The organism is Kitasatospora sp. NPDC091257 (assembly GCF_044757675.1).
Taxonomy (GTDB): domain Bacteria; phylum Actinomycetota; class Actinomycetes; order Streptomycetales; family Streptomycetaceae; genus Kitasatospora; species Kitasatospora lactacystinica.
Window position 1 is genome coordinate 1 of record NZ_JBIVVI010000005.1, and the last position, 24843, is coordinate 24843.

27 protein-coding genes and 1 pseudogene are annotated in these 24843 nt (G+C 68.7%); 5 read left to right on the top strand and 23 right to left on the bottom strand.

The window, feature by feature from the left end; translation table 11 throughout:
* Window positions 1-714 precede the first annotated feature (714 nt).
* Window positions 715-1269 carry a hypothetical protein gene (locus ACIQOV_RS00485; RefSeq protein WP_331768575.1) on the top strand — a complete coding sequence of 185 codons (555 nt, stop codon included), beginning with the start codon at window positions 715-717 and terminating at the stop codon, window positions 1267-1269.
* Between the two features lie 204 nt (window positions 1270-1473).
* On the opposite strand, the gene ACIQOV_RS00490 is transcribed toward ACIQOV_RS00485, so the two are convergent.
* The 5 genes from ACIQOV_RS00490 to ACIQOV_RS00510 all read right to left on the bottom strand — a co-directional run bounded on the left by ACIQOV_RS00490 (window position 1474) and on the right by ACIQOV_RS00510 (window position 5090).
* Window positions 1474-1869: a contact-dependent growth inhibition system immunity protein gene (locus tag ACIQOV_RS00490; RefSeq protein WP_401043220.1), complete on the bottom strand. Its 396-nt coding sequence runs from the start codon at window positions 1867-1869 to the stop codon at window positions 1474-1476.
* A gap of 76 nt (window positions 1870-1945) precedes the next feature.
* Window positions 1946-2323: a VOC family protein gene (locus tag ACIQOV_RS00495; RefSeq protein WP_331768577.1), complete on the bottom strand. Its 378-nt coding sequence runs from the start codon at window positions 2321-2323 to the stop codon at window positions 1946-1948.
* A gap of 334 nt (window positions 2324-2657) precedes the next feature.
* Entirely contained in the window at window positions 2658-4337 is a 1680-nt protein-coding gene (locus ACIQOV_RS00500; protein ID WP_401043222.1) for a caspase family protein, read from the bottom strand.
* Window positions 4324-4674, bottom strand: coding sequence for a hypothetical protein (locus ACIQOV_RS00505; RefSeq protein WP_401043224.1), 351 nt, complete (start codon window positions 4672-4674; stop codon window positions 4324-4326). Before ACIQOV_RS00505 ends, ACIQOV_RS00500 begins: the two co-directional genes overlap by 14 nt.
* Before the next feature lie 131 nt (window positions 4675-4805).
* Window positions 4806-5090 (bottom strand): hypothetical protein, encoded by a 285-nt coding sequence (locus ACIQOV_RS00510; protein WP_401043226.1) that lies wholly within the window; start codon window positions 5088-5090, stop codon window positions 4806-4808.
* A gap of 64 nt (window positions 5091-5154) precedes the next feature.
* Here ACIQOV_RS00510 and ACIQOV_RS00515 point away from each other — a divergent pair, with 64 nt between their 5' ends.
* Both ACIQOV_RS00515 and ACIQOV_RS00520 read left to right on the top strand, forming a co-directional pair.
* On the top strand, window positions 5155-5784 hold the full coding sequence (locus ACIQOV_RS00515) for a TetR/AcrR family transcriptional regulator (protein WP_401043228.1): 630 nt from the start codon (window positions 5155-5157) through the stop codon (window positions 5782-5784).
* A gap of 28 nt (window positions 5785-5812) precedes the next feature.
* Entirely contained in the window at window positions 5813-6271 is a 459-nt protein-coding gene (locus ACIQOV_RS00520; protein WP_401043230.1) for a hypothetical protein, read from the top strand.
* Window positions 6272-6314: 43 nt separating this feature from the next.
* Here ACIQOV_RS00520 and ACIQOV_RS00525 read toward each other — a convergent pair whose 3' ends face one another.
* The 5 genes from ACIQOV_RS00525 to ACIQOV_RS00545 form a co-directional block, all read right to left on the bottom strand.
* Window positions 6315-6857, bottom strand: coding sequence for an SMI1/KNR4 family protein (locus ACIQOV_RS00525; protein WP_401043232.1), 543 nt, complete (start codon window positions 6855-6857; stop codon window positions 6315-6317).
* Window positions 6858-6869: 12 nt separating this feature from the next.
* Window positions 6870-7166 carry a hypothetical protein gene (locus tag ACIQOV_RS00530; RefSeq protein WP_401043234.1) on the bottom strand — a complete coding sequence of 99 codons (297 nt, stop codon included), beginning with the start codon at window positions 7164-7166 and terminating at the stop codon, window positions 6870-6872.
* Between the two features lie 129 nt (window positions 7167-7295).
* Entirely contained in the window at window positions 7296-7889 is a 594-nt protein-coding gene (locus ACIQOV_RS00535) for a hypothetical protein (protein ID WP_331768584.1), read from the bottom strand.
* 203 nt (window positions 7890-8092) lie between these two features.
* Entirely contained in the window at window positions 8093-8383 is a 291-nt protein-coding gene (locus tag ACIQOV_RS00540) for a ribosomal protein L7/L12 (RefSeq protein WP_331768585.1), read from the bottom strand.
* 47 nt (window positions 8384-8430) lie between these two features.
* A complete protein-coding gene (locus ACIQOV_RS00545) occupies window positions 8431-8919 on the bottom strand; it encodes a hypothetical protein (RefSeq protein ID WP_331768586.1) in 489 nt (162 codons plus the stop codon).
* A gap of 578 nt (window positions 8920-9497) precedes the next feature.
* On the opposite strand from ACIQOV_RS00545, the pseudogene ACIQOV_RS00550 reads away from it, so the two are divergent.
* A pseudogene (locus ACIQOV_RS00550) lies at window positions 9498-10498 on the top strand (IS5 family transposase).
* Complete coding sequence (locus tag ACIQOV_RS00555; protein ID WP_331768588.1) at window positions 10495-10881, top strand: hypothetical protein; 387 nt, start codon at window positions 10495-10497, stop codon at window positions 10879-10881. The pseudogene ACIQOV_RS00550 and the gene ACIQOV_RS00555 overlap by 4 nt, the downstream one beginning before the upstream one ends.
* Window positions 10882-10964: 83 nt before the next feature.
* Here the strand turns inward: ACIQOV_RS00555 and ACIQOV_RS00560 are convergent, their stop codons facing one another.
* The 13 genes from ACIQOV_RS00560 to ACIQOV_RS00620 form a co-directional block, all read right to left on the bottom strand.
* On the bottom strand, window positions 10965-11549 hold the full coding sequence (locus ACIQOV_RS00560; protein ID WP_331768589.1) for a hypothetical protein: 585 nt from the start codon (window positions 11547-11549) through the stop codon (window positions 10965-10967).
* Window positions 11550-11946: 397 nt separating this feature from the next.
* A complete protein-coding gene (locus ACIQOV_RS00565; protein ID WP_401043237.1) occupies window positions 11947-12096 on the bottom strand; it encodes a hypothetical protein in 150 nt (49 codons plus the stop codon).
* 73 nt (window positions 12097-12169) lie between these two features.
* Entirely contained in the window at window positions 12170-13399 is a 1230-nt protein-coding gene (locus ACIQOV_RS00570; RefSeq protein WP_401043239.1) for an MFS transporter, read from the bottom strand.
* Window positions 13400-13484: 85 nt separating this feature from the next.
* On the bottom strand, window positions 13485-14087 hold the full coding sequence (locus ACIQOV_RS00575) for a helix-turn-helix domain-containing protein (RefSeq protein WP_331768592.1): 603 nt from the start codon (window positions 14085-14087) through the stop codon (window positions 13485-13487).
* A 246-nt stretch (window positions 14088-14333) separates the two neighbouring features.
* Window positions 14334-15506: a ParB/RepB/Spo0J family partition protein gene (locus tag ACIQOV_RS00580; RefSeq protein WP_401043240.1), complete on the bottom strand. Its 1173-nt coding sequence runs from the start codon at window positions 15504-15506 to the stop codon at window positions 14334-14336.
* Window positions 15506-16144, bottom strand: coding sequence for a ParA family protein (locus ACIQOV_RS00585; protein WP_401043242.1), 639 nt, complete (start codon window positions 16142-16144; stop codon window positions 15506-15508). The genes ACIQOV_RS00580 and ACIQOV_RS00585 overlap by 1 nt, the downstream gene beginning before the upstream one ends.
* A 1374-nt stretch (window positions 16145-17518) precedes the next feature.
* Window positions 17519-18010 carry a YfbM family protein gene (locus tag ACIQOV_RS00590; protein WP_401043244.1) on the bottom strand — a complete coding sequence of 164 codons (492 nt, stop codon included), beginning with the start codon at window positions 18008-18010 and terminating at the stop codon, window positions 17519-17521.
* Between the two features lie 321 nt (window positions 18011-18331).
* The gene (locus ACIQOV_RS00595) at window positions 18332-18538 is read right to left on the bottom strand and encodes a hypothetical protein (protein ID WP_401043245.1); all 207 of its coding nucleotides are present in this window, start codon (window positions 18536-18538) and stop codon (window positions 18332-18334) included.
* 421 nt (window positions 18539-18959) lie between these two features.
* Window positions 18960-19601 (bottom strand): HAD family hydrolase, encoded by a 642-nt coding sequence (locus ACIQOV_RS00600; protein ID WP_401043246.1) that lies wholly within the window; start codon window positions 19599-19601, stop codon window positions 18960-18962.
* Window positions 19602-19809: 208 nt separating this feature from the next.
* The gene (locus ACIQOV_RS00605; protein ID WP_401043248.1) at window positions 19810-20376 is read right to left on the bottom strand and encodes a S1 RNA-binding domain-containing protein; all 567 of its coding nucleotides are present in this window, start codon (window positions 20374-20376) and stop codon (window positions 19810-19812) included.
* A gap of 709 nt (window positions 20377-21085) precedes the next feature.
* Complete coding sequence (locus tag ACIQOV_RS00610) at window positions 21086-21673, bottom strand: SMI1/KNR4 family protein (protein ID WP_401043249.1); 588 nt, start codon at window positions 21671-21673, stop codon at window positions 21086-21088.
* 651 nt (window positions 21674-22324) lie between these two features.
* On the bottom strand, window positions 22325-22945 hold the full coding sequence (locus tag ACIQOV_RS00615; RefSeq protein ID WP_401043251.1) for a 2'-5' RNA ligase family protein: 621 nt from the start codon (window positions 22943-22945) through the stop codon (window positions 22325-22327).
* Window positions 22942-24432, bottom strand: coding sequence for an XRE family transcriptional regulator (locus ACIQOV_RS00620; protein WP_401043253.1), 1491 nt, complete (start codon window positions 24430-24432; stop codon window positions 22942-22944). The genes ACIQOV_RS00615 and ACIQOV_RS00620 overlap by 4 nt, the downstream gene beginning before the upstream one ends.
* Window positions 24433-24843: the final 411 nt, after the last annotated feature.

A 24843-nucleotide genomic window follows, 5' to 3' on the forward strand; every position in this document is an offset into this window, starting at 1 on the left:
GGGCTGGGCCGGGAGAACACCGGGGCGAGACGCCGTGGGTAGAGCCTCGTCGCCCGCCCGCCTGGCGGAGGTGGTGCTGGAGGCGAGGGCCCGGGCCGCTCGCACGGCGGCTTCACCACGAAGCTCCACCTGAGCGCGGACGGCCGTTGCGGCCCCCGCTGTCCCTGATCGTCACGCCGGGACAACGGACGGACTGCACGCAGTTCGAGCACTGCCTGGGGCGCGGACAGCAGATTCTCGTACTGCTTGAGGCGCGCACGGTCATCGACATGCGGCATTGAAGATCCTCGCCGGCGACAGTCCGGACTGTGCCGCGAAATGGGACGGTGATGTCGTCTGTTGGCACGGCGAATCGCGAGGAGGTGGGGCATCCCACCCGCCGGCTCACAGGCACATTTCGTCCGGGTGAACGGCCAGCCGTGGACCACCTCCTAGGGGTACCCGCTGCGATCAGCGCTTCGCCACGCCGATGTGCCGAACTCCATTGGCGTGCGGTTCGGAGGCCCGGTGGCGGCCTCATCGCCGGTCGCCGCCGATGGCACGGTCACCCGGATCGAGCGGCTCACCGAGCTGCCTGAGCATCCCTGACCCGGCCTGTGGCGGCTGGCGCGCGCCGCCTTGAGCTGCGGGTCGCACCGGTTGTCGCGAAGCCTTGACACTGCGTCACAGGCTGGGAACCCTGGTGCTGTACTCCAGGGACGTGAGGGACACGGCATGCCATGGTTTGAGGAGAGCGGGCGCCACCAGGGTTTCCCGGTGGCGGTGTTGGCGGACGGCAGCGAGCCGGCGCCGTTGCCGGACGGGCGCACGACCTGGTGGCTCTACAACGGTGCGGATGGTCCTCGGGCCGTCGCGGTGCGCGGTGGTTGCGGCTGCGGCTGGCGGGGTGAGCGCGTGCACCTGCTGGACTTCGGTGACGACGCGGCAACCGAGGCGGTGGGCGAGGCCACCGGGCCGTTCGCGGACTGGGAGTGGCACGTCGACCTGGCCGAGGGTGTGGTGCCGCGCGAGGTCGAGGAGCTCGTCGCCGCGCTGGTGGACCGGATCTGCGACCTGACGGAGAGCCGACCGTACGCCGCCGCCCGTGCGGCCGCCCGCTTCGAGCGCGCCGCCGGTTCGACCGCCCTGCTGGCCGGCCGCAGGGCCCGCAGCAACCTGATGACCTGGGAGTACATCGGCCGCGCCTTCGGCTGCGGGCCGGAGGAGGCGCTGGAGCGGTTCGGCGAGACGCTGAACAACGTGGACCGGGGAGACGAGGGCGAGCTCTGAGGTGTCAGTGCCCCTGGTGGGGTTGGTGCGCCTGGTGCATTCTTGGCCGGTCGTCAGGCTGCTGGGGAGGGCGACTTCGGGTTGCGTGGGGAGCAGCGCGGGGGACAGCCCGCTCGCGACGTACGGCGGACACCGACCCAGCGGGTCGACACCGCCCATCACCGCCACTCCCAGGCCCCAAAGGCGGCAGTTGGTGTCGGCGAGCTACAGAGCCAAGAACCCCTCAACCTTGCTTTTCAGGTACGGCGGCACGTCGGCCAACTCCGAGACGATCAGGTGGACATCCCGCCGGAGTTCGGGGTACTCGCTCCAGACCTGCGCACTCCTGGTGAGCACGGCGGCAAGCAGGTCGCCCTCGTACATGTCGCCTTCCGCCAGGGGGTCGCTCCGCAGGACCTCCACCGCCAGCGGTAGGAGGTAGGCAAGACCGATGTCTTGCCCGATCAGCAGCCGCAGGTCCTCGACCGTCAGGCCGCCGATCGACTTGCGCCGAAGCCCGCGCGCGGTCGCCATCAGGCGGGTTTCGGCGCCCGATGGGGCCGGCCACCGGTCGCGCTCAAGTTCCTCAAGGGAGCGGTGACGGTTCACGAGTCGAGTCACCGACCGATCGTCCCGTACCAGATCTCAAACGCGGCCTGAGTGATCAACGGTGGCCGCACCCGTTCGATGTCTCCGGTTAGTCCCGGATCAGGCAGAACGGGTGTCCTGCGGGGTCAGCGAATATGCGCCAACTCCGCTTTCCGTCGCCATCGTCGAGCAGCGTGGCGCCCCGCTTGAGCGCGCCTTCCTGGGCCTGATCCAGGTCCTCGACCCCGAGGTCGAGGTGGAACTGCTGGGGGCGGGTGGGGTCCGGCCATTGCGGCGGCTGATGGTTTTCCACGCGCTGGAAGGCCAGCACGAACCCACCGTTGGTGTGGAGGGTCGCCCAGCCTTCCCCAAGGGACCACCGCGGATCCGGCTGGTTCACCACGCCGCCGAGAAGCGACTGGTAGAACCGGGACAGCTCAGCAACATCGGCACAGTCCAACACGACACACTGCAGCTTCGCGATCATGCTGGGCAGCATCTCACGATGCCTGATCACGATCTACGGCTGGAGCAGGGGCCAAATGGGGAGGTGAAAGGACGGATCAGATGCGACTGGATCGGCGCCGTTTTCGCAGGTGACTGGTGCGGATTGATTGGAACGGCCCATGGAGGCGCTATCGGACCAGTGGTGCGACGAGCGGCGGTCCACGCATCCCGGTCGAGACAAGGACAGCCGCAGAATCCTATGACGGCTACATAGAGCCACTTGCCGGGCTGCGTCAGCTTTACGAGGACCAAGCCTGGGCAGACCGGAGGACTCCAGGGGCAGCACCAACCCGACCTGCGGTTCTATTTCCGGATCAGCTCATCCCGAACAGCTTGATCGCGTTGCGCGCGAACGACTGCAGCGTGCCCTTCGAACGGATGTAGTCGCGGAACGCGATCGCGTCCGCGTCCGCACTGTCTTTAGTCGGCAGACACAGAAACGTGAAGAACCGGAGCAGGGCCGAGTGCTCGGTGTCGGTCAGTGTGCCCCACTCGCCACGCAAGCCCCCGCAGGCTTCGGCGAGGCCATTCACGGCGAAGGCCAAGGCCAGGTGCTCGTTGCCTTCATATTCGACGGCGATCCAGCGCTCGAAGTTCGTCTGGGCCTGCGCCGCTTCCGCCGCGGTCGCCTGACGGGCGATCATCTTGGCGATGAGGGCGCCCTGCTCGTCTGCTCGGTTGCTGAACACGTCCGGTCCTTCCTTCTGGCCAGGAGGCTGGTCGCCTGGGGACTGCGGTTCGGCCGGTCTGCGGGCGCCGGCGACGGGGCCCAGGCCGCGGGCCAGCCGGTCCCGCAGCCCGTCCAGGGCATCCCGCGCGGCCCAGTTGTGATCGTTCTTCCGGAGGGCGGCCTCGTACCACGCCAGTGCCCGTGGGATGTCGTGCCGGTGGTCTTCGTAAGCCAGGCCGAGGAAGTAGGCTGCCGCGGAACTGCCCAGGTTCGCGGCCTTCTCGTACCAGTACATGGCGCCGTCGACATCGATGTCAGTGACCTCCTCGGGGAGAAGGTTCTCGAGGCGGGCCCGGGCACGGCCCTCCAGAAGCCGGCCCAGCGCGGTCATGGCGTCGGCGTGCCCGGCGTCGGCGGCGGCTCGAAAGAGGGATTCAATGCGCGGGAGGTCAGAAATCTCGGTGTCCCAGGCATTCTCCAACTGGACACCGGCTCGGTAGAGCTCTTCGGGGTCGACGGTGGGTGCGGTGTTTCCGCTCGTTGCGGCCTGGTTAGGGCTGCGGGCGATGATGAACTGGCTGGCACGGTGCCGCACCGACTGTGTGGGCTTCGGCTTGCGATCGCGGATGAGGGCGTTGGAGGCGGCGGCGAACGCGGCATCCAGCGGGATGCCGGCGTCGTGGCCGGGGACCCCTGACTCGATGGCATCGATCAGGTAGCGAGTGAAGTAGGTCTGGGGGAGAGCCCCGGCCAGGTCGGGTTCGTACCAGGCAGTCCGGTAGGCCTCGCTGGCCGCAAGGGTGATCACCCCCGAGCAGTGGGTCAGGTCCGTGATGTCGGGTGCGGCCAGGCTGTTGCCCGGGAGCGTCGCCTGTCCGGAGAAGCAACAGTCAAGGATGATCACTTTGGTCGTCGCGCCGGACTCTTCAAGGGCTTCGCGGACATCGGCGAAGCGCAGGCCCGTAGTCTTCTGTGCGGGACCAGTCTCCGGAGACTCGGCCAGGGCGAGGCAGAGCTCATCGCCGTAAAGGCGGCCGTGGCCGACGAAGTAGAACAAGGCCACGTCCTCGGCATCAACGAACCAGCGCATGAGTTCATCAGGAAGGCTCCCACGGCGCTGGGGGCTGCGTACGACCTGCAGGCGATCGGTGGAGGCTCCGGTGGCCGCGGGCCATCCGCACTGCGGCCCGGTCAGCAGTCGCTCCATCCGCTCCAGGCTGTTGCGCGTGGCAGGCCCCACGGCCGGAAGGTAGCGGTAGTCCCATGCACCGACGAGCACAGCACGCGAGCGTGCATAGTCGTACAGCGGCTCAGGAGTCGTCATCGAGAAGCCGTTCGACGATTCGCAGCGCGTCGTCCACGTTGGTGGCGTCCAACTCGACCTTCTTCTCGCCGACCGTAACGTGGATCCGCAGGCCCGACCGCCGCGAGCGCAAAAAGTCTGGCAGCGTCTTGACCACTGCGGCCAGCACGCTGCTCCCGGCCAGCACGGTCAGCACATCGGACGCACCGAGCTCACCCACCGCCGGCGCCGACGGACGGTAGCTCACCTCGGCACCACCCTGCCCGCGCAGCCACTCGCGCAGACGGGGCAACTCGCCGGGATCCGATGTGGTGAAGTCGATTGCAAGAGCGGCGTCGGCCGGTTCGTACGAAGCCACCGGTCCCCCATTCTGGTACGAGTCTTGATCAGCGTTCTCGTGGGCCGCAGTCACAGGGTCTCAACCGTCTGGCGGACGATCGATCCCCGATCGCTTGATCTTCACGATCGGGGGACCGGCGGAGTGCGGGGCTAGGTACGGACGAAGTAGAGCGTGAACCGGGTGAGGACCTGCTGGGTGTCGACGTGCCTCCAGCCCACGCGCTCCACGGCCTCGATGACTTCGTCCAGGCCCTTCAGGGCCCGGTCCGGGCGGACCATCCCAGCACGGCTGAGCTCCACCCCGGTGACGAAGTACTGCTCGCCCTGCTCGCGAGCCTCTCTGGCTTCCGCGGCGAACTGGCGCAGGTACCTGCCTTTCATGACCACTTCAAACCCTCCAGTGGAGAAGTTGGTGTCGTCGAAGAACAGTTCCACCACACATGTGGTACCACAGCCGGGGTAGCATGAGCAATATATCAACCAGCAAGGAGAACTGACGGTGAATCAGGACCGCCGGGGCCTGCTGCGCAACGCTGCTGTCGAGGTACTGGCTCATGCAGGCGGGCGCGGTCTGACGCACCGGGCCGTCGACGCAGCCTCAGGGGTGCCGTTGGGCACCACAAAGAACTACTTCCCGACCCGGGATGCCCTGCTGCGCGCAGTGGCCGAGCGGTGCGTGGAGCAGTACCGCGAGATCACGGCGCAAGTGATGGCTGCCGAAGCTGGGCCTACTGACCGCGAGGGGCTGGTGGCCATGCTCCGCGGGCTGCTGGAGAACGTCGCCGGGGCAGGCCGACCGCGCATGCTCGCCTATATGGAGCTCCAGGCCGAGGCAGCCCGCAAAACCTGGCTGTCAGCGATCCTTGACCAGATCGCAACCACCGACTTCACCGGCCTCGAACTGGTCCAGCGGGCCGCTGGACTTCCCGTCACCCCGCAGCGAGCCGCCGTCGTGACCCTCGCCTTGCACGGTGCCATCCTCCATCTGTTGGCGGACAGCCCCAGCACCCTCGCTGCTGGGGGCCTGAAAGACCTCGATCACTTTGTCCGCAGTCTGCTGGATGCGGTGTACCCAGAGGATGCGAACGGTCGGCATGCGATGCAGGCCGAAGCCTGCGGAACGATGTGACCCCTCGTCCCGGGTGGCGTTTGATCAGGTGCTGCTCACCGCCGGGCGTGCGCGTGGCGACTCAGCGCCGGGCGTGCGCGTGGCGACTCAGCGCCGGGTGTCTGCGATGGACGGGGTCAGTCCGACACCGCATCAGTCTCCAAGCCTTGGCGGTGCCGATCGTGGTCGAGTTCATCTGCCGGCGCGGACCTACCATCAGGAACCGGTCTTCGTCGAGCTGGCCGGACTCACCCCCGTGGTAGCCGGCTACGACACCGCCTCCGCGCTCGGCTCCCCCGACGGCGGGACCCGGCCGGCGGCCTACGCCCGCCTGTACGCCCGGCCGGAGGAGGAGTTCCTGCCGGCGCTCGTCGAGGCGGCGCTCCCCGAGGGGCTCGCGTTCAACCAGTACTGGGCCTACCACGCGATCGGTTCGACCGTGGACGCCGTCGGGCCCGGGAACGTGCGCCTCGATACCGTGCGACTCTGCGTGCGTGCCTGCCCCTGATTCCGCAGGGGTCGGCGTACGGTTCCCGGATTCCGCGTCCGGCTCAGGTCGGCCAGCCGTCACCCGAGTGCCAGTGCCCGACCCACTCCGTGAAGTCCCAGGCCTCGGCGCCGGGCACGGGGATCGCGCCGACGTCGGACACCATCCAGACCTCGCCCCGGTGGGGTCCGGCCGTCACCAACAACCAGAACGAGTAGCCGTCGTGCGAGCCGAGGACCACCGATCCGTGGGTGAAGGCGGCGTGGATGCGTGGATCGTCCGGATCGGCCTCGCCATCGTCCTCCCACAGCCAGGCGTCGTCCAGCGGGAACGGTTCGCCGGGCAGGCGCGGCCCCAGGTCCGGCCAGCTCGCGGGCAGCCACCCGAGGGGTTGGAGCCCTTCGTCCTCGGCAGGCCCGAGACTGCTGCCGTTGCCGATCTCCGTGACGAAGGTTCGGTAGGGCTCCGGGAGCGCCACTCCGTTCGCGGCCTCCCATGCCATGACGCCGACGTGTCCCAGGGCGGGTTCCCGCCACTCCGGCGGGAACGCGGAGTGCAGGGCGGCGAGGGTGGTCTCATCGGGGCGCTGATCACATGCTCGGGTCACGACTGGATGGTCTCAGCGGCGACCGACATCCGATCCGGCGCCCCGGTCCGTGACGTGGTGGACGGGTGGCACAAGGACCGAGCGGACCGGCTCGCCGATGAAGCGGATCACCGACAGCACCGGTGAATCCTCGACGACCACAACGCTGCCGTATTGCTCCATCGAGCACGGCTCATGCGGCTGGTCGATCCTCAGAGACAGGCCACTGCCGGGTGTGTGGAAGAGGACCGGGCCGAGCCCTTCGAGATGAAGCCGCAGATGCAGCAGCGACGGCTCATCACCGGCATAGTGGTGCCAAGCCGTGGTCACCCGCAGTAGCCGCCTACCGATCACGTCGGAGGCAAAACAGCTCCTGATCGTCGGTCACCGGCCGATGTTCGCATGGCTCTCACTACCGTGGCACCGGGTTGCGCGCGCATCCAGCCTGGATGCCCACCTCTAGGCGGCCGGTTTGGCCGTCGGACGGTGAACCTCCAGGACAACCGCCGTTCCGGCCGCCGATCGGTCTTCATGCATAGTGATCACTTGGCCGGGTTGAAGGTGCTGCCACTGCGAGGGGTCGAGAGGTGCCAATCGCACCGTGGCTCGCCCACCAGGTTCCATGAAGGGCGTGAACTCCACCCAGAGGCCGGCGATGTTCAGGGCCGGTTCGCCGGTCGCGGTTCGAGTCCCGATGTCCCACATTGGCCGAAGGACGCCAGCACCCGAAAAGGGCGTCTGCCGACGCGCCTCGCCAGCCGGTCGGAGGGTGAGGTCGGCTCGGATGACGCCATTGCGGGCTTCGTAGCAGCGCCAGCGACACCAGGCCGAGCTCGTCTCCAGCCGCATCTGCTCGGCGGCGGTGGCGAGAGTCTCCCAGAAGCTCAGCGGAAGCGGGTGAACGTCACCCAGCTCCTCCAGCAGCCCAAGGGCCACCTCCCACTCATCCTGGGTGAGGTACTCCCAGACGTCGTTCACCGTGATGTCGTTCTCGGTGGCGACCTCTTCGGGAACCAGTAGGGAGGCGGCTTCCAGCAGCTTGGGGACATCCATGCCCTGATTCTGGACCAATGGCGTGCCGCGGACACAGGCCGGCCGCCGGCGAACCGTCCAGGCACGTCGGTGAGCGCGCGCCGGAGGGGCACCCGAGGTAGGGCCGAACTCTCGGAATGGCCCATTACCCGACTCAAGAATCCCCGGACAGTTCCACATGGGCGACGGTCAACCGGGGATGGGCCGAAGCGTCGCTTTTCGGCTCAGGCTACTGGCAGTGGCCCTTGCCCTGGTCGGTGTCGCCACCAGGTCTGCAGCTCGATCACCGCGCCCGCCCCGCGCAGAGGGCCGACCCACTTCGCTGTCACGTCATCACCGACCCCCTCTGCGAGGCGCACTGGCGGCGTCTGCGTCACGATCTGCTTGGCCCGCCAGAGACCGACGCCCACGAGTTCCCGGAGCGCCTTCGCTACTTCCAGGGGCCGCGGGCCCACATCGAGGAGAACGATGTCCTGGGGGATCTCGTCGCAGATCAGCAAGAACTGCTCAGGCACAGTGCTCCTCAGTGCAGATTGGCGGCCGACTGCAGCGATGGCTCGCCTCACTTTTCCGGTGGCGTCCACATCACCCTGACCCGGTCGGCGGCGACGTCGAACCCGAGCAGTGGCTGCGTGCCGCCGCCTTCGGGGAACAGCGGCACCGACTTGCCCAGGCGGCGCCCGATGGCGGTCAGGAACCCGCACAGGACGTCCAGCCGCTCCTGCCCCTGAAGTTCCCGGAGGTCGACGTCGAAGTCGATCTGCTCGTTCCCGAGGAACCGGAAGATCGCGCAGACCTCGGGATCAGGCCGCACACTCAGGCTCGGGCACTCGGCGTCGGCCGGGCGGGACAACACGGCCTCGGCCCGGGGCAGCGGCAGCACCGCCTCGCCCTCGGCGTACTCGAAGGCCCAGCCCTGTTCCTCGATCAGGTCGAGCACGGCCTGCCAGTCCGCCGCCGTCGTCTCCTCAACGAACGCATCGGGCAGGCACCCCCCATCGGTGGGATCGAGCAGCCACGCGACCTGGTCGTCCCACAGCAGATCAGCCATCCCGCCATCCTGCCCGCTGGGTCCTGCCATGCCGACTGAATTTCCTCAAGGCCCCTCAAGACCTGCGGTGATCTCGGCTGCTGCGAGTCGGGCTTCTTCGCGCACCGCCGGGTCGGGGTGATGAAGGAAGGGCTGGATGACGGCCGCGGAGGCAAGGACCAGCATCTTCGCGTCCTACGGGAAGTCCCCCTGGAAGCACTCGCCTGTGGGATATCCGTCGTCGTGCCCCGATGGGACGGCTTCCCCTGCTTCATCGGGCGAGGAGCAGGGCGACTGGCCCATGTCGAGTACCTGTCCCAGCCCCAGGGCAACCCGTACGAGTTCGCCCGGATGAACGACGGACACTTCGCGGAGGTCTGCCGCAGGGTCCTCGACCGCAAGCAGCCGGGCGTCCACGTACGAACACCGGCCGACTCCCGGACACGTTCAGCAATGATCTGCTTCGATGTCGCCGGTCACGACCCCGCGGACATCGTGGCCGCCCTCGAGTTGTTGACCGGACTAGGGCACGTATTCGGTCGTGATCAATCTGCGCGATTCACCTTCGCGACGGGTCCTGATCCGGTAGACCGTTGTGCGTGACGCGAGCGCAACTGACGGATGCAGAATGGGTGTTGATCGAGCCGTACTTGCCGATCGGCGAGTACGGCCCGTACCCGGAGCGGCTGCGGCAGCAGTTCGAGGGCGTGATCTGGCGATTCCGGACGGGCGGGCAGTGGCGGGAGATGCCGAAGGAGTTCGGTGCTTGGTCGACCGTCTCCAATCGGTTCCGGCAGTGGAGGGACGCCGGCGTCTTCGAAGCCCTGCTGGAGGGCGTGATCGCGGAAGCCGCGAAACGAGGCGAGGTGGACTTGTCCCTGGTCGGCGTGGACTCCACCACCGTGCGAGCCCACCACGACGCCGCCGGGATGCACCTCGACCCCGACACCATGGCCGCCCTGGAGAAGGCCGCCGACGAGGCGGAGAAGGCCCGGCAAAAGGGGGAGGCCCGGAGGAACAAGACGGGCAGGACGCCTCAGGTGACCCGAAACGGGAAGAACGGCGACGCATCCGGCGCCGGCGCAGGCTCCGGCTGAAGGCAGCCCTGCTCGGACGTTCCAGAGGCGGACAGACCAGCAAGATCCATTGCGCCGGCGACCGGAAGTGCCGCCCGCTGGCTTTTATCCTGACCGAGGGCCAGGCCGCCGACAGCCCGCAGTTCATCCCCGTGCTGGAGAAGGTACGGGTCCGGGTGCCGGTCGGCCGTCCCCGCACCCGGCCGGACGCGGTAGCCGGGGACAAGGCCTACTCGTCCCGCGGCAACCGCGCCCACCTGCGCAAGCGCCACATCAAGGCGGTCATCCCGGAAAAGAGGGACCAGAGCGCCAACCGGAAGAAGAAAGGCCGCCGGGGCGGCCGGCCCGTCAGCCACGACGCCGAGCTCTACAAGGAGCGCAACACCGTCGAACGCCTGATCAACAAGCTGAAGGCCTGGCGAGGCATCGCCACCCGGTACGACAAGACCCCGGAAAGCTACCTCGCAGGCCTCCACCTCCGTGGCGCGATGATCTGGATCAAGGACCTCACCCGGACCCAGTGATCACAACCGAATACGTGCCCGGCGATTACTTCGGTGAATATGTGTATCGCCAGCCGACGACCACGGCTGAGGTCCTGAACCTGGTGACAGCAGCCCAGGAAGATCCGTACCGCGGCTATGCCTGCGACGGCGACAGCCGATGGACACCCGAGGCTGTTCGGGACTGGTGGCGCGACCGTGGACGGGTCACCGAGTACCTGGAGTCCCTCCTGCCAGGATGGTCGTCCAGCGACAGGTCTGACGAGCGGGAAGCCGCAGAGGGGCTGAGGGACTTTGCCGCCTACATCACTGAAGGGCTCGGAGCGGACCTCCGGAAGTACCTCTTCCGGCTTGAAGAGGGCCACTACCCGAAGAGCCCCGGACCACTGCCTGAGCTCCGATAAACAATGACGGCCACGGGGTGCTCGGTGCTCTCGCACCTGGACCCCGTGGAGTGGGATCAGGTACCTGGCTACCCGGCTGGGCCTCAGACGCCAGGCGGAAAAACCTCGATGATCTCGGCGATGCCAGCGAGAGGTTGGGCCTCGTGCATCGCTATCACGTCACCAGACTTGAGATGCCGCCACTGCTCGGGTTGAAGGGGGGCCAGACGAACGTCGGCCGTCTCTCCGGGACCGAGTTGCGGCGCGAACTCCACCCAGATCCTTGCGATATTCAGATCTCGTTGCCCGTCTGCGGTGCGGTTGCCGATGTCCCACAGCGGCCTGAGTCGCCCATCCCCTGAGAAGGTGCTCTGGCGTCCGCCCTCGTCGGCGCCCAGCAGGGTCAGCGTCGCGCGAACGGTGCCGTGCCTAACTTCCCAAGCCCGCCACTCGCACCAACGGCGGCTGCGGTCGAGCATCATCTGCCGGGCGGCCTCGGCGAGCATCTCCCAGAAACCGGTGGACACGGGATGGACGTCGGCGATCTCGATCAGCACGTCCAGCGCCATCTCCCATTCCTGGAAGGCGATCTCCTCGCGAACGTTCCCGACCGACTGGCCGTTCTCCGCCATGGCGTCCTCAGGCAGCAGTTCGACAGCCCGCCGAAGAAGTGTGAACGCGTCATCCATACGCTGGATTCTCGCCTGGTCCCGGGGCTTTGTCACAGACGACCTGACCCGATCCGGCGGCGCGACACGCCCGGACGCCCCACCGACCTCAAGATCTCTGACCGCTACATTCAGCAACCCGCCCGTCGTCTGGCTCCGCCGGACCCAGCTGAGCTGGTTCGGATAAGCCTGCATCCGCTGCCCGGTCCTCCAGATGGACCCCCGCCAGAAGCCCCGCCTCATCGAGATCATCCAGAACCTCCGCGAACGCATCCGCGAGGCCCGCGCCAACGGCTGGCTCGGCGAGGTTGAGGGACTTCAGGTCAGCTTCGACGCTGCGATGGCCAAGCTCAACAGCCTCAAGAACACTTCCACCGACGGACGCCCCCTCAACTGGTCGGCCTCGGCATGCCCGTCATCACCGACCGCGCACCCCCGCCAGGAACAGGAGACCCCGGACGGCACCCCGCTCCCGCCGACCGCTGACCGCGTCGAGGACGTCCGCGAGCGGCTCCGCGACCCGGCCGCCGCCCGCGACGTCCTCGACCTCGACGGCTTCCACCCTCATGCCCAGGAGGTCGCTACGAGTGCGAGGCCGAGCATTTCGTTGCTTTCACTGACAGTGCCGCAGCCGCCATCTGCTATTGCTTCCTTGCCGACTGATCAGCGGGTACAAACTCGTTCCCTTCGTCGGGCAGGGCAGACAAGGGGGCGGGGCCGGTAGCCAGGATGGTGCGGCGGGCGAGATCGGGCAGGACGGTGGCCAGGCCGACCAGCGCCAAGACAGCCCCGAGCCAGAGCGGAGCGCGCAGCCCCCAGATGTCGATCACCACGGCCCCGATGGAGGAGCCGAGGATGATGCCGAGTGTGATGAAGGAGGAGTGCACGGTGTTGACCAGGGGGCCTGCGTTGCCGGCGCGCTGGACGCGGGTCACCATGGCCGGGTTCATGGTGACGCCAACCAGGCCGATGCCCATCATGCAGATGATGGCCGGGGCGGGTACGTCGGCGAGGAGGGCGAAGCCGGTCAGGAACAGCGTGTTGAGGACGAGGCCGACGGCAAGGACCGGGACGGTGTGCCCGTCGGCGAAGCGGCCGACGACGTTGTTGCCTATGACGGTGGCGGCGCCGTAGGCGACGAGAAGCAGAGGGACGGTGCCGGTGGAAAAGCCGGTGACGTCGGTGAGGATGGGGTTGAAGTAGCTGAAGGCGGAGAAGGTGGCGCCGATGATCAGTGTGCTGCTGGACAGCACCAGCCACATCTTGGGTTTCCTGAAGACGCCGACCTCCTGGCGCAAGCCGCCGCTGTTCTCCGCGTGTTCGATGCGGGGCACACCGAACAGTGTGGTCCCGGCCGCGACCACGGTGATCAGGGTGATGGTCCAGAACGCGGCGCGCCAGCCGAAACGCTCGCCGACCAGCGTGGAGATGGGCAGGCCGAGCAGGGTGCCGAGCATGAGGCCGTTCATCACGACGGCGATCGCGCGGCCCCGGATCTCGGGGCGGGTGATCTGGGCGCACATCGAGATGCCCACGCCGAAGAACGCCTGGGAGGCGATGCCGGTGATGATCCGCGCGGCCATCATCGTGCCGTAGCCGGTCGCGGTGGCGGTGGCGGCCAGTACGTTGCCGGCGAGGAAGATGACGAACAGCACCATCAGTGCCGTACGCGGGGGGAACTTCATCAGGGCCACGGTCAGGAACGGGCCGCCAGCGGCCATGGCCACCGCGAAGGCGGTGATGAGGTAGCCGATCTGAGGGATGGTCGCGTCCAGTCCTTCGGCCATCTGCGGCATCAGCCCGGCGACCACGAACTCACTGGTCACCATGGCGAAGATGCCGAGTGCCAGGACGTATACGGCACGAGGCACGGGTCGATCTCCTTCGAGGTCAGTTATGTATTGAACGGTCCAAAATTTAGGCAGGCGTGGACGCGGCCCCCGGTGGCGTGCGCCGTCAGCTGGTGAGTGCGTCCATGGTGATTTCGGCGATCGACTCCAGTGCGGCCCGGTCGGCACCGCCCTGGCTGGAGATGCGCATGCCGCCGATCGCCGCGTTGACGAAGCGGGCAAGCGCTCCGGCGTCGTGGGGAGAGGCGATGCTGCCTTCCCGCTGTCCCTCCTGGAGCACCGCGCGCAGTGCCGTCAGCCGGCGCCGTGTGTCGCGGTCCAGCATTTCCGCTGCTCGCGGGTCCCGGGCGACCAGCTCGACCGTGGTGTTCACGGTCAGGCAGCCGAGGCCACGTCCGCCCGTCCGATGTCCCGTCTCCGTCTCGCCGTCGACGACCATGGCGAACAGGGTGCGCAGCCGGTCGGCGGCGCTGTGTCGGGTGTCCTCCAGGACGGCCAGCTGGGCGGTCGTCATGGAGTCGATGTAGCGGGCCAGTACGCGCTCGAAGAGGTCGTGCTTGCTCTTGAAAGTGTTGTAAACGCTGCTGCGTCCCAGTCCTGTGGCGTCGCACAAGTCCTGTGTGGAGGTGGCCTCGTAGCCCTTCTCCCAGAACGTGCGCATCGCCGCATCCAGGGCACCTTCCTCGTCGAACGTCCTCGGTCGGGCCATGGCGCGACCTTAGCCGTTTTGGACCGTCCGTTGCAATACTCTTTTGGAGGCCCACTCCTACCGCGACCTTGAAGCCTTTCCGGCGTGGTCGGTGCCAGAGGAGCGGCCATCAGCCCAAGGCTGTCCGTGACAACCAACACCGACTGCCGCGTACCACCAAACGCAACAGCTCGTAGTCCGGAAAAGAACGCGACGAGTGGTGCCCCGGCCTCGCCACGACGGCGGGGCCGGGGCACCACGGGTGGGTCAGCTGCTGGTCGTCAGCAGTCGGTTGGCCAGGGCGTCGGCGAGGCGGTAGGCCTCGTCGGCCGAGAGGGTGCGACAGATGGCGTCCGCCAGCTCCTCCACGTTGTGCCAGTCGACGTCGCCGAGTTCCGTCTGCGGGGCGGCCGACGACTGCTCGTCCACCGGGGCCACGGCCCGCTGCTCCGGCATCGGGAGCGGCTCGGAATTTTCCGCGGAAAATCGCTCGGTGCTCCGGACGGGCTCGGCGCTCGCGACCGGGTTACGGGGCGCGGGCTCCGGCCGGGGGGCGACGGGGGTCGGCGCCTTCACGGTGGCCGGTGCCGCCTCCGCGGCCGGCTGGGCCGCGGGCGTGGAGGCGGGTGCGGAGGCAGCCACCGCAGCGGGCTGCGGTGCGGGAGCCTCTGCCGGTGCCTTGGCGGCGGCCCTGGCCTCCAGCTTCGCGGCGCGCCTGGCGGCCACCGCGTCGGCGTCGGCCTGGAGCAGCTGCTCCAGCTCCGCGGTCTGCCCGGCCAGGGACATCGCCTCGATGCCCTTCACCGAACCGAGCCGGCGGGCGACGTTGATGGAGACGCCCTCCTCGCCGCGAGCCTTGGCCCGCACCTGGCGCTGCAGCTCCGGGTGGAGCTTCAGCAGGTTCTTGCGGTGCGAGATCCAGCTCTGGGACCAGCCCTCCGCCTCGGCCGCTTCCTTGGCGGTCGGGTACTGCGCCACGATGAGCAGGACCGCGTTGGCCTCCTCGATCGGATCGAAGTCCTTGCGCGCCATGTTCTCGTCGAGTGCGGCTCGCAGCAGGGTCGCCTTGGACTCCGCCACCGAGTCGTCCACGACGACGAGCAGCTGCTCGCGCCCGTACAGCTCCGCGGCCGCCCGTCGGCGGTTGCCGTTGACGATGACGACGTCCTGCGGACCCGCGCCCAGCGTCTGCCGGTCCTCCGGCCACAGCCTCAGGTAGGCGGCCGGGGTGACGGCGAGGCAGCTCTGCAGCTGGCGGTCCTTGATGCTCGCCAGGTCGGAGAGGTCGCCCAGCTCGTCACGGGGGTTGCGCGGGTTGGGAAGGCAGCTGGCGGTGGGCATCCACTTGGCCACCGGGGCGTCGTTGGCGGCGTCCACACCCGGGGCGTTGACGACCGGGTCGCCGGCCATCGACGCGAAGGAGACGCGACGGCCTGCCATCAGCGGCCCCCGTAACCCAGCTCGAGGGACAGGCGGAAGAAGTCCTCGCGGGCCCGGTAGGCGGTACCGCTCTCCTTGTACTGGGTGACGACCGTTCCCTCGGCCACCGCCCGCGAGTGGATCTTGTACCGGCGCAGGACGGTCTTGGCGCGCGGCCACCCCTTCGCGCTGATGTACGCCTCGGTGTCCTCGAGGTCGGCGCGGCCGTCCCGGGGGTCCCAGTTGTTGACGACGACCCGGAAGGGGATGTCCATCGGCTCGATGACCTGCTGGATGGTCCGGGCCGTCGGGTCGAAGCACAGCGGTTCGGTGATCATCGGGACCAGGACGTCGTCCGCGATCTCCAGGGCCCTGCGCAGGATCTCCTCGTCCGCCAGGGTGCCCGGCGTGTCGATGAAGATGTGCTGGTACTCGTCCTTCTCACCGAGGACGTCGAAGGTGCACGCCGCGAGGTTGACCGTGGTGGTGGTCTTGCCCACGCCGCCCTTCTGGTTGGCGATGACGTGGATCTTCGCGCCGGTGTTCTTCAGGTGGATCAGCTGCTCGGCGTGGTCGTGTGCCGCCATGAAGTCGAAGGGCAGGTTGTCTCCCACCCGCTCGGCCCAGACGACGGCGGACCCCTGGGGGTCGGTGGACACGACAAGCACGGATGGCTTCATGATGTTCCGTTCTCTCCGTGGGCTTCCCGGGCCGACTGCCCGGTACTGCGGATGCCCGCCGCTCAAAGCCATGGTCGGCGGACGGAGAACAGCATTCCAGATGATCAGCCCGGAGCCCGACACGACCCGCGTGTCATGGAGCACAAAAGGGTTGGATCGCGGTGGCCGGACTCCCGGAGAACCGCTCTGCTTTCCTGATCCGGCATCCAATCCCCAGGGCTTCCACCTGCGGTGATGCCTATTTGACGGAGGGGGGAATTCATGAGCACTGGTCATTCGCATGGGCGGGCGCGTCGTGCGCGTGCCGGCTTTCACGACGCAGGCCGACTGTCGCGGCACGGTGAGTCCCGCCCGGAGCCGGCCACCGGGTGACGGCCGGCTCCGGGCCCGAGCTGGGCAGGGTGAACCTCGGTGGTGCTCGCATGTGCTCCCGGCGCGCTGCCCGTCGACGAGCGGGCGGTCAATGGGCTCCGGATCTGTGACGGGCATTCCCGACCGGGCGGATGCGGACATTGGGCCCGGGACGGCCTTGTCGGGCTCAACTTGGACGTGCAGCCAGCCGACCGCGCCACCTCGGAGCAGAATGGGACGCGAGACGGCGATCCCGTGATCCTGCTGCTCGAAGTGCTCCCCCGTGTGGGTGACGTGGTGGAGCGATGTGCCAAGGGTCGGCCAACCGAGGAAGTAGCCCTGCTCGGTTGAGAGAACGGAGCGCCTGGACGACCCCCGCATGGACGGGGCTGCGGACTCGAACTGAATTGATTGGCGTACTCTGAGCCGAATCACAGCAGGTCAGAAAGCGTCGGCCCCGCACGCGCGGGGATGGCTCCATGGGCAGCTGGCTCAAGAACCAGCTGATCTCGTCGGCCCCGCACGCGCGGGGATGGCTCCGGCCCCGCCCGAAGTGTCCGGGCGGGGCCGTGGTCGGCCCCGCCCGCGCGGGGATGGCGGCGATACTCGGCCCTCGTGCCAGGGCCGGTACGCGGCCCGACGCTGTCGGTGGCGTCACGTCATGACGGAACGGTGCTTCGCCGATTCGGTGAACGGTCGGCCGCGCACCGGTCCGGCTTCTCGTGGCGGTGTCTGTCGGTGCCACGGCCGCAGGACCCCGAGACCTCGACGTAGTGACCCCCGGACCCCGTCGGGCCGCGAAATTGCGGATGCGAACTGTCGGGCCGAGGCACCCTCGATCGTGGCGCTTCTGCTGGTGGCGGCGCGTGTCGGGGCCGGGCCGGGGACAGCCGCGGTCCGTCGAATCGTTCTTGTGGACAACGCTGCCTTCGACGACGAGGTCCAGGTCGCGCTCGGGAACGGCGAGGACGGAGGACAGGAGCCGAGCCGACCGGCCGGCCGCTACTGGTCGACGGTGAAGACCACCGCAAGGCCGTCCGCCGCCGCCGTCCGGTAGAACTCCCGCAGGTCGGGGAGGAACGCCTCTGTGTAGTCGAGGTCGTCCTCTCCGCGTTCTCCGTCGTAGTCCTCGAACTCCAGCTCCGCGTACCGCCGCCGCAACCACGCTCCGTCCAGCGGGGCGAGCGCCTCGGCCACCGCCCGGACCTGTGCCGGGTCCAGGTAGCAGACCTCGTAGTCCTCGCCCTCGTACAGCGGCCGTCCGCCGAGGATCGCGTGCGACAGCGGGTACTCCCCGTTGTCGTAGTGCAGTCGGCCGTCCGTCAGGCATCGGTGCAGGGCGTCCCACGCCTTGTCCAGTTCGCACACCCGCGGCACGTCCCAGGCCTCCTCGACCTCCTCCACCACCGCCCGCACCCGCTCGTCTCCCCCGCCCGCCAGCAACCGCGTCGACTGGTCCTCCGTCAATGCGAACAGCACTCCCAAGCACGTCATCCCGGTGCCTCCTCTCCGCACCGGATCCAACCGCACGCCACCGACAACCGGTCCCCGCGGTGCGACTCGGTCCGATAGTCCGCCGCGTCGGGAACGCCGACCCGGGTGGCAGGCCGGCGCGGCGTGGGCGGCGGGTGGTGACGGTCCACCCGCCGCGGCGGTGATCCGGCTGTGGGCGTCGGCGATGTCCTCGTCCTGTCCGTTGCCAAGGGCGGTGGCAGCGGCCACCACCGTCGTCCTCCGGCAGGTCGAGCGTCGGCACCGACACCGTGGCCGGTTGCGCCGTGGCCCTCCCGGTCCGGTGCCCGGACGGGCCGGGCCTCAGCGCGACCACTTGCCGGGCGTGCTGCTCGTGGTCACCGCGCAGACGGCCAGCTCGCCGGGGGCGGGCGAGGTGCCTTGCGCCACCACCCGGACGCCGTCCAGCAGGATGCGGCAGTCGGCCTTTGCGGTGTCGACGGGGAGGACCTCCACCCGGGCCTGCTCCCCGACCCTGACGACGACCGTCATCTTCCAGGGCAGGTTCACCGGGCCGGTCGTCTCCTTCCGGTAGGCGGAGTCGGTCCGGTCAGGGCTGTGGTGGCTTCGTAGGTGATCTCCCAGGCGGCGCCGGCCTTCTTGGCCAGTCAGTCGCTCTTCAATTCGATCGGCCGAACGTGGTCTGGGAGTTCGACGGCAACCAGTTCCAGGCCCGCGCCGCGCGAGCGACCCTCCTCGAACAACTGACCCAACCGCACCACTTCGTAGCCAGCGCCCACCCTGGACTCACCCGGCATCGCCCGCGTGACCCCCTCCGGTGACGGTTACGCGCTGGAGTACCTCGCACCGCCGATCGGCTGAGCTTGTCGTTTAACGCCCGGGCTTCGAACAGGTAGGCCCGGTGATCACTCGTCTGCCTACTATCGGCCCTCACCCGGCGCACCAGGTGCGGGCTCCGCGCCAAGGGGCGTCAGCTTTCCATGAGGAGGATTTCCTTCAATTCGCTCAGGCTGTCGATCCGGTAAGTTGCCTGGGAAAAGTCGTCCGCCTTCGTGAACTCGTTGTGGACGACGGCGCAGTCGATACCAGCGGCCACCGCCGAGGTCAGTCCCCTGGCTGAATCCTCCACGACCAGGGTCTCCTGCGTGGAGGCGCCGAAGCGTTTCAGCCCGGCCAGGTACGGTTCCGGGTTCGGCTTGGCGAGTTCGTAGTCCTCGCGCACAATGACGAAATCCATGAACTGCCTGATTTGGCGCTTCTCGTGGATGATGTCGAAGTCGGCCCGCTTCGAGGTCGTCACGATGGCCATGCGGGCAAACCTCGACAGTTCGGCGAGAGTGTCGACGACGCAGTCGATCTCGATGGCCTCGGTCCGCAAGTACTCCTGGTAGTAGCGGTTACGGGTCTCGCGAACCCGGGTGAGGGTCAGGTCGTCGATGCCAGCTGCCCTGGCCTGGACCCAAGAGCCCGCCCCCCGGGCCATGTCCCGGAGGTACTGATCCTTATCCAGCGTGAAACCGGCCTCCGCCAGGGCGCGTTCTGCGGATCTGAAATACCAGAACTCGGTATCGACCAGGACACCGTCATGATCGAAGAGTATGAATTTCTTCACGAAATCATTCCTTTCCGGCGGCCGCGACGGGCCGGCGCATCCCCGCGGATCGTACCGTCACCAGCTGGCATCGATCAGCTGGAGCCGTTCGCGGAACAGGTGCATTCCTGCTCTTACCCGGACGTGCCGGGCCCTCACCCGTGCGTGAAGAAACGGCCGGGTTCGCCGCCCGGCTCTGCACCGAGTGCGTCGCCGTGCCTTGGGAGGATCACGATCGGCGGGAGGGGAGCTCCCGCCGCGACAGCGTCAGCTTTCGGCGTCCTCGGTCGATGTCGGTGACGACGACCAGGACCTCGTCGCCGACTCCTACGACCTCCTGCGGTGTCCGTACGGGTGTCCGTGCGAGGTCCTTGAGGTGGATCAGCCCCTCGACCCCGTCGGCCACCTGGACGAAAGCGCCGAACGGAACCAGCCGGGTGACCCTTCCGCGCAGTGTCCGGCCCGCCACGACGCCGTCGGCGAAGTCCTGGAAGGGGTCCGGCCGTGTAGCCCGCAAGGACAGCCTGGCCTCCCCGTTCGTGGTGTCGAACTGGAGGAATTCGCACGAGACGCGCTCACCGACCCGGACGATGTCCGAGGCCGTTTCGAAGCGATACCAGGACAGTTCGGGGAACGTGATGAACCCGACCCCCGGGAAGACCGGATGGGCGGGCCCGTCGTCCAGCGCCACGAACACGCCGAACGACTCGATCGACGCGACCGTGCCGGCGAGGATCTCGCCGGGGGCGAGCAGCTTCAGAAAGGTCCACAGCTCCGGGTGCCCGGTGGCTGCCATCGACAGCCGTACCCGGCCCGCGGGCCGGTCGACGGCGATGACCTCAGCGGTGATCGGCCGACCTACCTCCACACCCTCGGTCCGAGGCCGTCCCCAGGGCAGGTCCAACGAGCCGACGAACCCCAGCGGTCTCGCCGGGAACCCGTCCAACGTCACCGCGACGCCGGAACGGGTGGTCTCCGATACGACCCCACCGCACAGGTCGCCGACGCGGATCGCTGACAGAAAGCTCCGTACGGCGCGGTCCTCCGGTGCTTCGTGCATACCGGCAAGCCTTGCACGGAGGGTGGGGTGGGCCGCCGGGAGGCGGGTGTCGGACTCGGCTCGGGCGGGGCCGAGCCGGTCCGGCTGCAGTTCGCTGCCCTCCCCCGCCCCTCTCCGCCCCGCAGCGCGAGCGCCGCCTACGCGCCGACCGGCTCCGACCGCACGAAGGACGTCCTCGCCGCATGCCGTTCACGTCCGTCCGCCGAGCACTACCCGGCCGCATGTACGGGCTTGGCATGAGACAGCGAGGTTGATGGCGCCGGCTGCCGCGGATGAACGCGGTTGCGACCTCCGGGGACAGCGGCCTCCACTGCTGCCTGCGCATGCTGAGCCCTGGCACGGCTGACAGCGACGCCAGGAATGACCCGTCGTCCTGACCACGGCCCGGTCGGCCCTGCCCACGAGTCCCGGTCCTGACTCGGACTTCCGTGTCGCCGTTAGGGAGTCAGATCCTTGGCGCCATGCGATGGCGGATCGGATGGGCACGAAGCCGAGGCGAGGTGAGCTCCAGGGCCCGGTTGTCGAGTCCTGCGCTCATGTGGTCGAGCCAGCGTTCGTACCAGTCGAGGAAGTCGGTGGCGGAGGAGACGTTGGGACCCCAGTAGCCGTCACTGTTGCCGATGAGGACGCGGCCCACGAGAGGACCGGTCACCGCGATGACGCATACGTCGGTGCAGCCCATCTCGATGATGTGGAGGAAGAGGTCGCGTGCGTGCGTCCCGGGTTCCGGGCTGCCGAAGCCCCGCGGTGCTCCCGGTCCTCCGCGCGGATTCATGACCAGCAGGGAGCACCGCTTCAGCGGCATGAGGCCGTAGAACGGTGCCGCGCCGGAGCCACCGATGTGCGTGAGGAACTGCCGGTAGGCATCAGGCACGATGATGTCGTGTTCGGCCTCGAACGCAGCGACGCGTGCTTCCGCCAGCTTTGGACCGAGGCGGAACCTGTGCTGCTCTTCCCCGAAGGAGTGGCTGCGCACCGGTTGGAACGTGATCGCGGCCAGCTTGCGGCGCAGGCGGGGTATGCGGGGATCCATGGTGCGTCTTCTCTCGTTTCCGCCACCCTGTCGGAGGCCGGGTCAGCGGCTCTCGGCGCCGACCAGAACCGTCCCGTGGGCGCGATCTTTGTGCGGCGCGTACTCATTGACGCCCACCACTTGCGGGGCTGGCGGCCCTGGACCGGGAAGGGAAGTGTCGGCCCTCTGTCGCAGGCGGGGTCCTGGATTTGAACTGAATGAATTGGCATACCCTGTGACGGATCACGGCAGGTCAGGAAGTGTCGGCCCCGCATGCGCGGGGATAGCTCCTCCTCGGTCAGCGCGTTGGCGATCAGGCCCAAGTCGGCCCCGCATGCGCGGGGATAGCTCCAGTGATCCGATGGCCCGCATGGTCTTCGTCCTGTCGGCCCCGCACGCGCGGGGATAGCTCCGGCTCGTAGCCGAGCCCGGTCAGGTGCCCGTAGTCGGCCGCGCACGCGCGAGGATAGCTCCCCCGGGACCTACGAAGGATGCTCGCAAGTTCGTCGGCGTCAGGTCTGCGGCGCCGTCCGCCGGCTCGCCCTCCACCTCACCGAGCCCTGCACCATCGTCGGGAAATCGACCGTCACCGTCGGCACCACCGCCGAGGTCACCGCCCTCGTCCAGCGCCTGGCCCCGGCGGGCACCGGCGTCGCCCGGACCAGATGTTGCTCAGCCGAGTGGTACGCGGGCGGCGGTCTCCCACTCGTACATCTGTCGGTCGCGGCCCAGGACGATGAGTTCGGCCGCGGTGACGCGGGCGGTGGCCGGGTAGGTGGTGACGGTGGCGAGGGCGTCGGCGGCCGGTTGGGCCGGGCCGTCGGCACAGGAGTAGGCCACCGAGACGTGGGGCTGGAAGCCGTCGGCGGGCTCGGGGACCTCGGGCCAGACGTCGGCGATGGCCGCGCGGAGGGCGGTTCGGACGGTGTGGACGGGCCCGGCAGGGTCGATGGTGAGAAGCAGGGCCTCGGGGGTGACCATCGCCGGTCCCAGTGCGAGGTCGAACGCCGGGATCTTCGCGAGGTGGTGGGTGGCGGCGTCGGCGATCGCGAGTGCGTCGGCCTCGCTGACCTTGGCGGTGGAACCGAGGCCCTGCATGGTGAGGTGCAGCCAGCGGTCGGGGACCAGGTCCAGGCCGGGAACGTCGGCCAGGGCGTGGCGGTAGTCGGCGGCCAGGCGGTGGACGTCTTCGGCGCCGTCGAAGGTCAGATGCCAGGTGTACCAGCGGGTGCCCGGTTCCCAACCCGGCCGCCACCACCAGTGATCGGCCATGCGCGCAGGGGTGTCAGTCATGAGCCGATCCAATCACTGTCCGGGGAGGCGAGGGAGAGGGCGAGTTTGGCCTCGCGGATGGCGGTCTCCACGACGCCTTGCAAGCGGCGTCCGGCGGCGCTGTCACCCATGGGCGATCCGGCAGCGTCCCGGGTGAGGTCGCGCAGGCGCCGCCGGACGGGGGCGGTGCGGTGTTCGGCGGGCAGTGCGAGGACGGGGGCGAGCGCGTCGAGGACGCCTTCGGGTTCAGCGGCGAGCAGGTGGGCACCGGCGCGGGTGATGTGGAGCTGGGCGATGGTGCCCAGGGGCCGGACGTCCTGGCGCTGAAGTGCGGCGAGTCCGCGGTCGGCGTGGGCGAGCGCCTTGGCCGGGTTGTCACCACGCAGGTAGACGGCGGCTCCGTAGTTGGCCAGCCGTCCGTCCGGGCAGGCGAACAGCCCGCCGACCTGGTCGTGGAGTATGTTGGCTCGGTCGCCTTCGGCGGCCTCCTCGGCTCGACCGAAGGCCGCCATCGCCTTGGCGCGCGCGCCGACTTCCGCCCATGCGTCCGCAGCCTGGCAGTGGAGCAGCGCGGTGACGGTACCGGGTGCCTGGAGGGCGGCGCCGTGGTCGGCGTGCTGGACGGCCGCACGGAAGTCGCCGGCCCAGAACGCGAGCTTGCTGCGCGTGGCGGCGACCCAGGCCTCCAGGCCCGGGTCGCCGGCCATCTCGGCGGCCACCATGGCGGCACGGATGTGCGTCGAGGCCTGCCGCTTGTGCCCGAGGTCGCTGGTCATCCAGGCCATCATCGCGGCCAGATACCCCGCGGTCGTGAAGAGCCGTTGACGGTGTTCCAGGTGCTGGTGCCCGTAAAGCAGGTCCCACACCCGGACAGCTGCCCTGTGGGTGTCCCCGAAGACCCTCAGCGGGTCCTCGGCCATCAAGTAATCGGCGGCGAAGCCGCGGGCGTCGGCGGCGAACTGCTCCACACTGATCGGCCCGCAGTTGGGCACCTCGGCCCACTGTGTCCATTCCGCCGACTCGTCGGCCGCGGTACGGATGAGGTCGACACCGGTGAGCGGCACGTCGGGCACCGGGGGGACGGGCACCGCAACGGCCGTAGCCGGATCGCCGGCGGCCTGGTGCCGCAACACGCGCAGATCCGACTCGGGCAGGGCCCGGCGGTCTTCCAGATCCAGCAGGTCCTCCAACGAGGCGCCGTAGAGCTCGGCGAGGACGGTGAGCACCCGCAGGGTGACCCGCCGGCCCGCCGCGGCCGGCCACTTCTCCCACTTGCCGAGAAGGGAGGCGTCCGTCGCGGGCCCGGCGGCCCCGACGGCGTTGTTGAACCGGTCGGCCGCCTCCTGGAGAGTCCAGCCGTGGACGTGGCGCCAGGCCTCCCGTGGACGGCAGCCGAAGCGGGTGCGCATCTCGGCGGCGATCGTCGCGATCGGGGCGCCGACGGCGAGGAGTTCGGTCCGGAGCGAGTCCCGGTCGGTTTTGGACCCGGGCTTGGGGCGTGGAGGCATGGTGGCTCCCGGATGCGTGCGGTGAGCAGCCTGACCCCTCACCGTAGCGACCCGACTACGCCGCATGGGTCACACTCCGCGAATCTGATGTGACGCACAGTCCTTATCTGGGTCTGCCTCGAAACATCCACCCAGGTGAGCAAGCTGACGCCGGTCCACAAAAGGCGGTCACCGCTGCCCGTGACCGAAGCGGGTCGCGAGCGGGACCGTAGTACCACCGCCGTCCACTGCGCGTCCGCTCTCGGACGGCAGGGACGCGAATCGAAGGAGGGCACCATGCAGTCGAAGTCCGCCGCCATCGCCATCGCCGCGAGTACCGACCCGGAGGAGAACCCGCAGGTCCTGGAGGACCTGGTGCTCGCCGAGGACGTCGAGCAGGAGTGGTAGTCACCGCCGCTGCCTGAACCCGGG

What these genes read in the sequence shown, in the direction of transcription:
- ACIQOV_RS00485 (WP_331768575.1), top strand. Translation starts at nt 715, where the DNA reads ATGCCATGGTTTGAGGAGAGCGGGCGCCACCAGGGTTTCCCGGTGGCG.
- ACIQOV_RS00495 (WP_331768577.1), bottom strand. Translation starts at nt 2,323, where the DNA reads ATGATCGCGAAGCTGCAGTGTGTCGTGTTGGACTGTGCCGATGTTGCT.
- ACIQOV_RS00500 (WP_401043222.1), bottom strand. Translation starts at nt 4,337, where the DNA reads ATGACGACTCCTGAGCCGCTGTACGACTATGCACGCTCGCGTGCTGTG.
- ACIQOV_RS00535 (WP_331768584.1), bottom strand. Translation starts at nt 7,889, where the DNA reads ATGGATGTCCCCAAGCTGCTGGAAGCCGCCTCCCTACTGGTTCCCGAA.
- ACIQOV_RS00545 (WP_331768586.1), bottom strand. Translation starts at nt 8,919, where the DNA reads ATGGCTGATCTGCTGTGGGACGACCAGGTCGCGTGGCTGCTCGATCCC.
- ACIQOV_RS00560 (WP_331768589.1), bottom strand. Translation starts at nt 11,549, where the DNA reads ATGGATGACGCGTTCACACTTCTTCGGCGGGCTGTCGAACTGCTGCCT.
- ACIQOV_RS00565 (WP_401043237.1), bottom strand. Translation starts at nt 12,096, where the DNA reads ATGAGGGTGGAAGCCGTCGAGGTCGAGGACGTCGCGGGCGGCGGCCGG.
- ACIQOV_RS00575 (WP_331768592.1), bottom strand. Translation starts at nt 14,087, where the DNA reads ATGGCCCGACCGAGGACGTTCGACGAGGAAGGTGCCCTGGATGCGGCG.
- ACIQOV_RS00580 (WP_401043240.1), bottom strand. Translation starts at nt 15,506, where the DNA reads ATGGCAGGCCGTCGCGTCTCCTTCGCGTCGATGGCCGGCGACCCGGTC.
- ACIQOV_RS00590 (WP_401043244.1), bottom strand. Translation starts at nt 18,010, where the DNA reads ATGACGTGCTTGGGAGTGCTGTTCGCATTGACGGAGGACCAGTCGACG.
- ACIQOV_RS00605 (WP_401043248.1), bottom strand. Translation starts at nt 20,376, where the DNA reads ATGGCAGCCACCGGGCACCCGGAGCTGTGGACCTTTCTGAAGCTGCTC.
- ACIQOV_RS00610 (WP_401043249.1), bottom strand. Translation starts at nt 21,673, where the DNA reads ATGGATCCCCGCATACCCCGCCTGCGCCGCAAGCTGGCCGCGATCACG.
- ACIQOV_RS00615 (WP_401043251.1), bottom strand. Translation starts at nt 22,945, where the DNA reads ATGACTGACACCCCTGCGCGCATGGCCGATCACTGGTGGTGGCGGCCG.
- ACIQOV_RS00620 (WP_401043253.1), bottom strand. Translation starts at nt 24,432, where the DNA reads ATGCCTCCACGCCCCAAGCCCGGGTCCAAAACCGACCGGGACTCGCTC.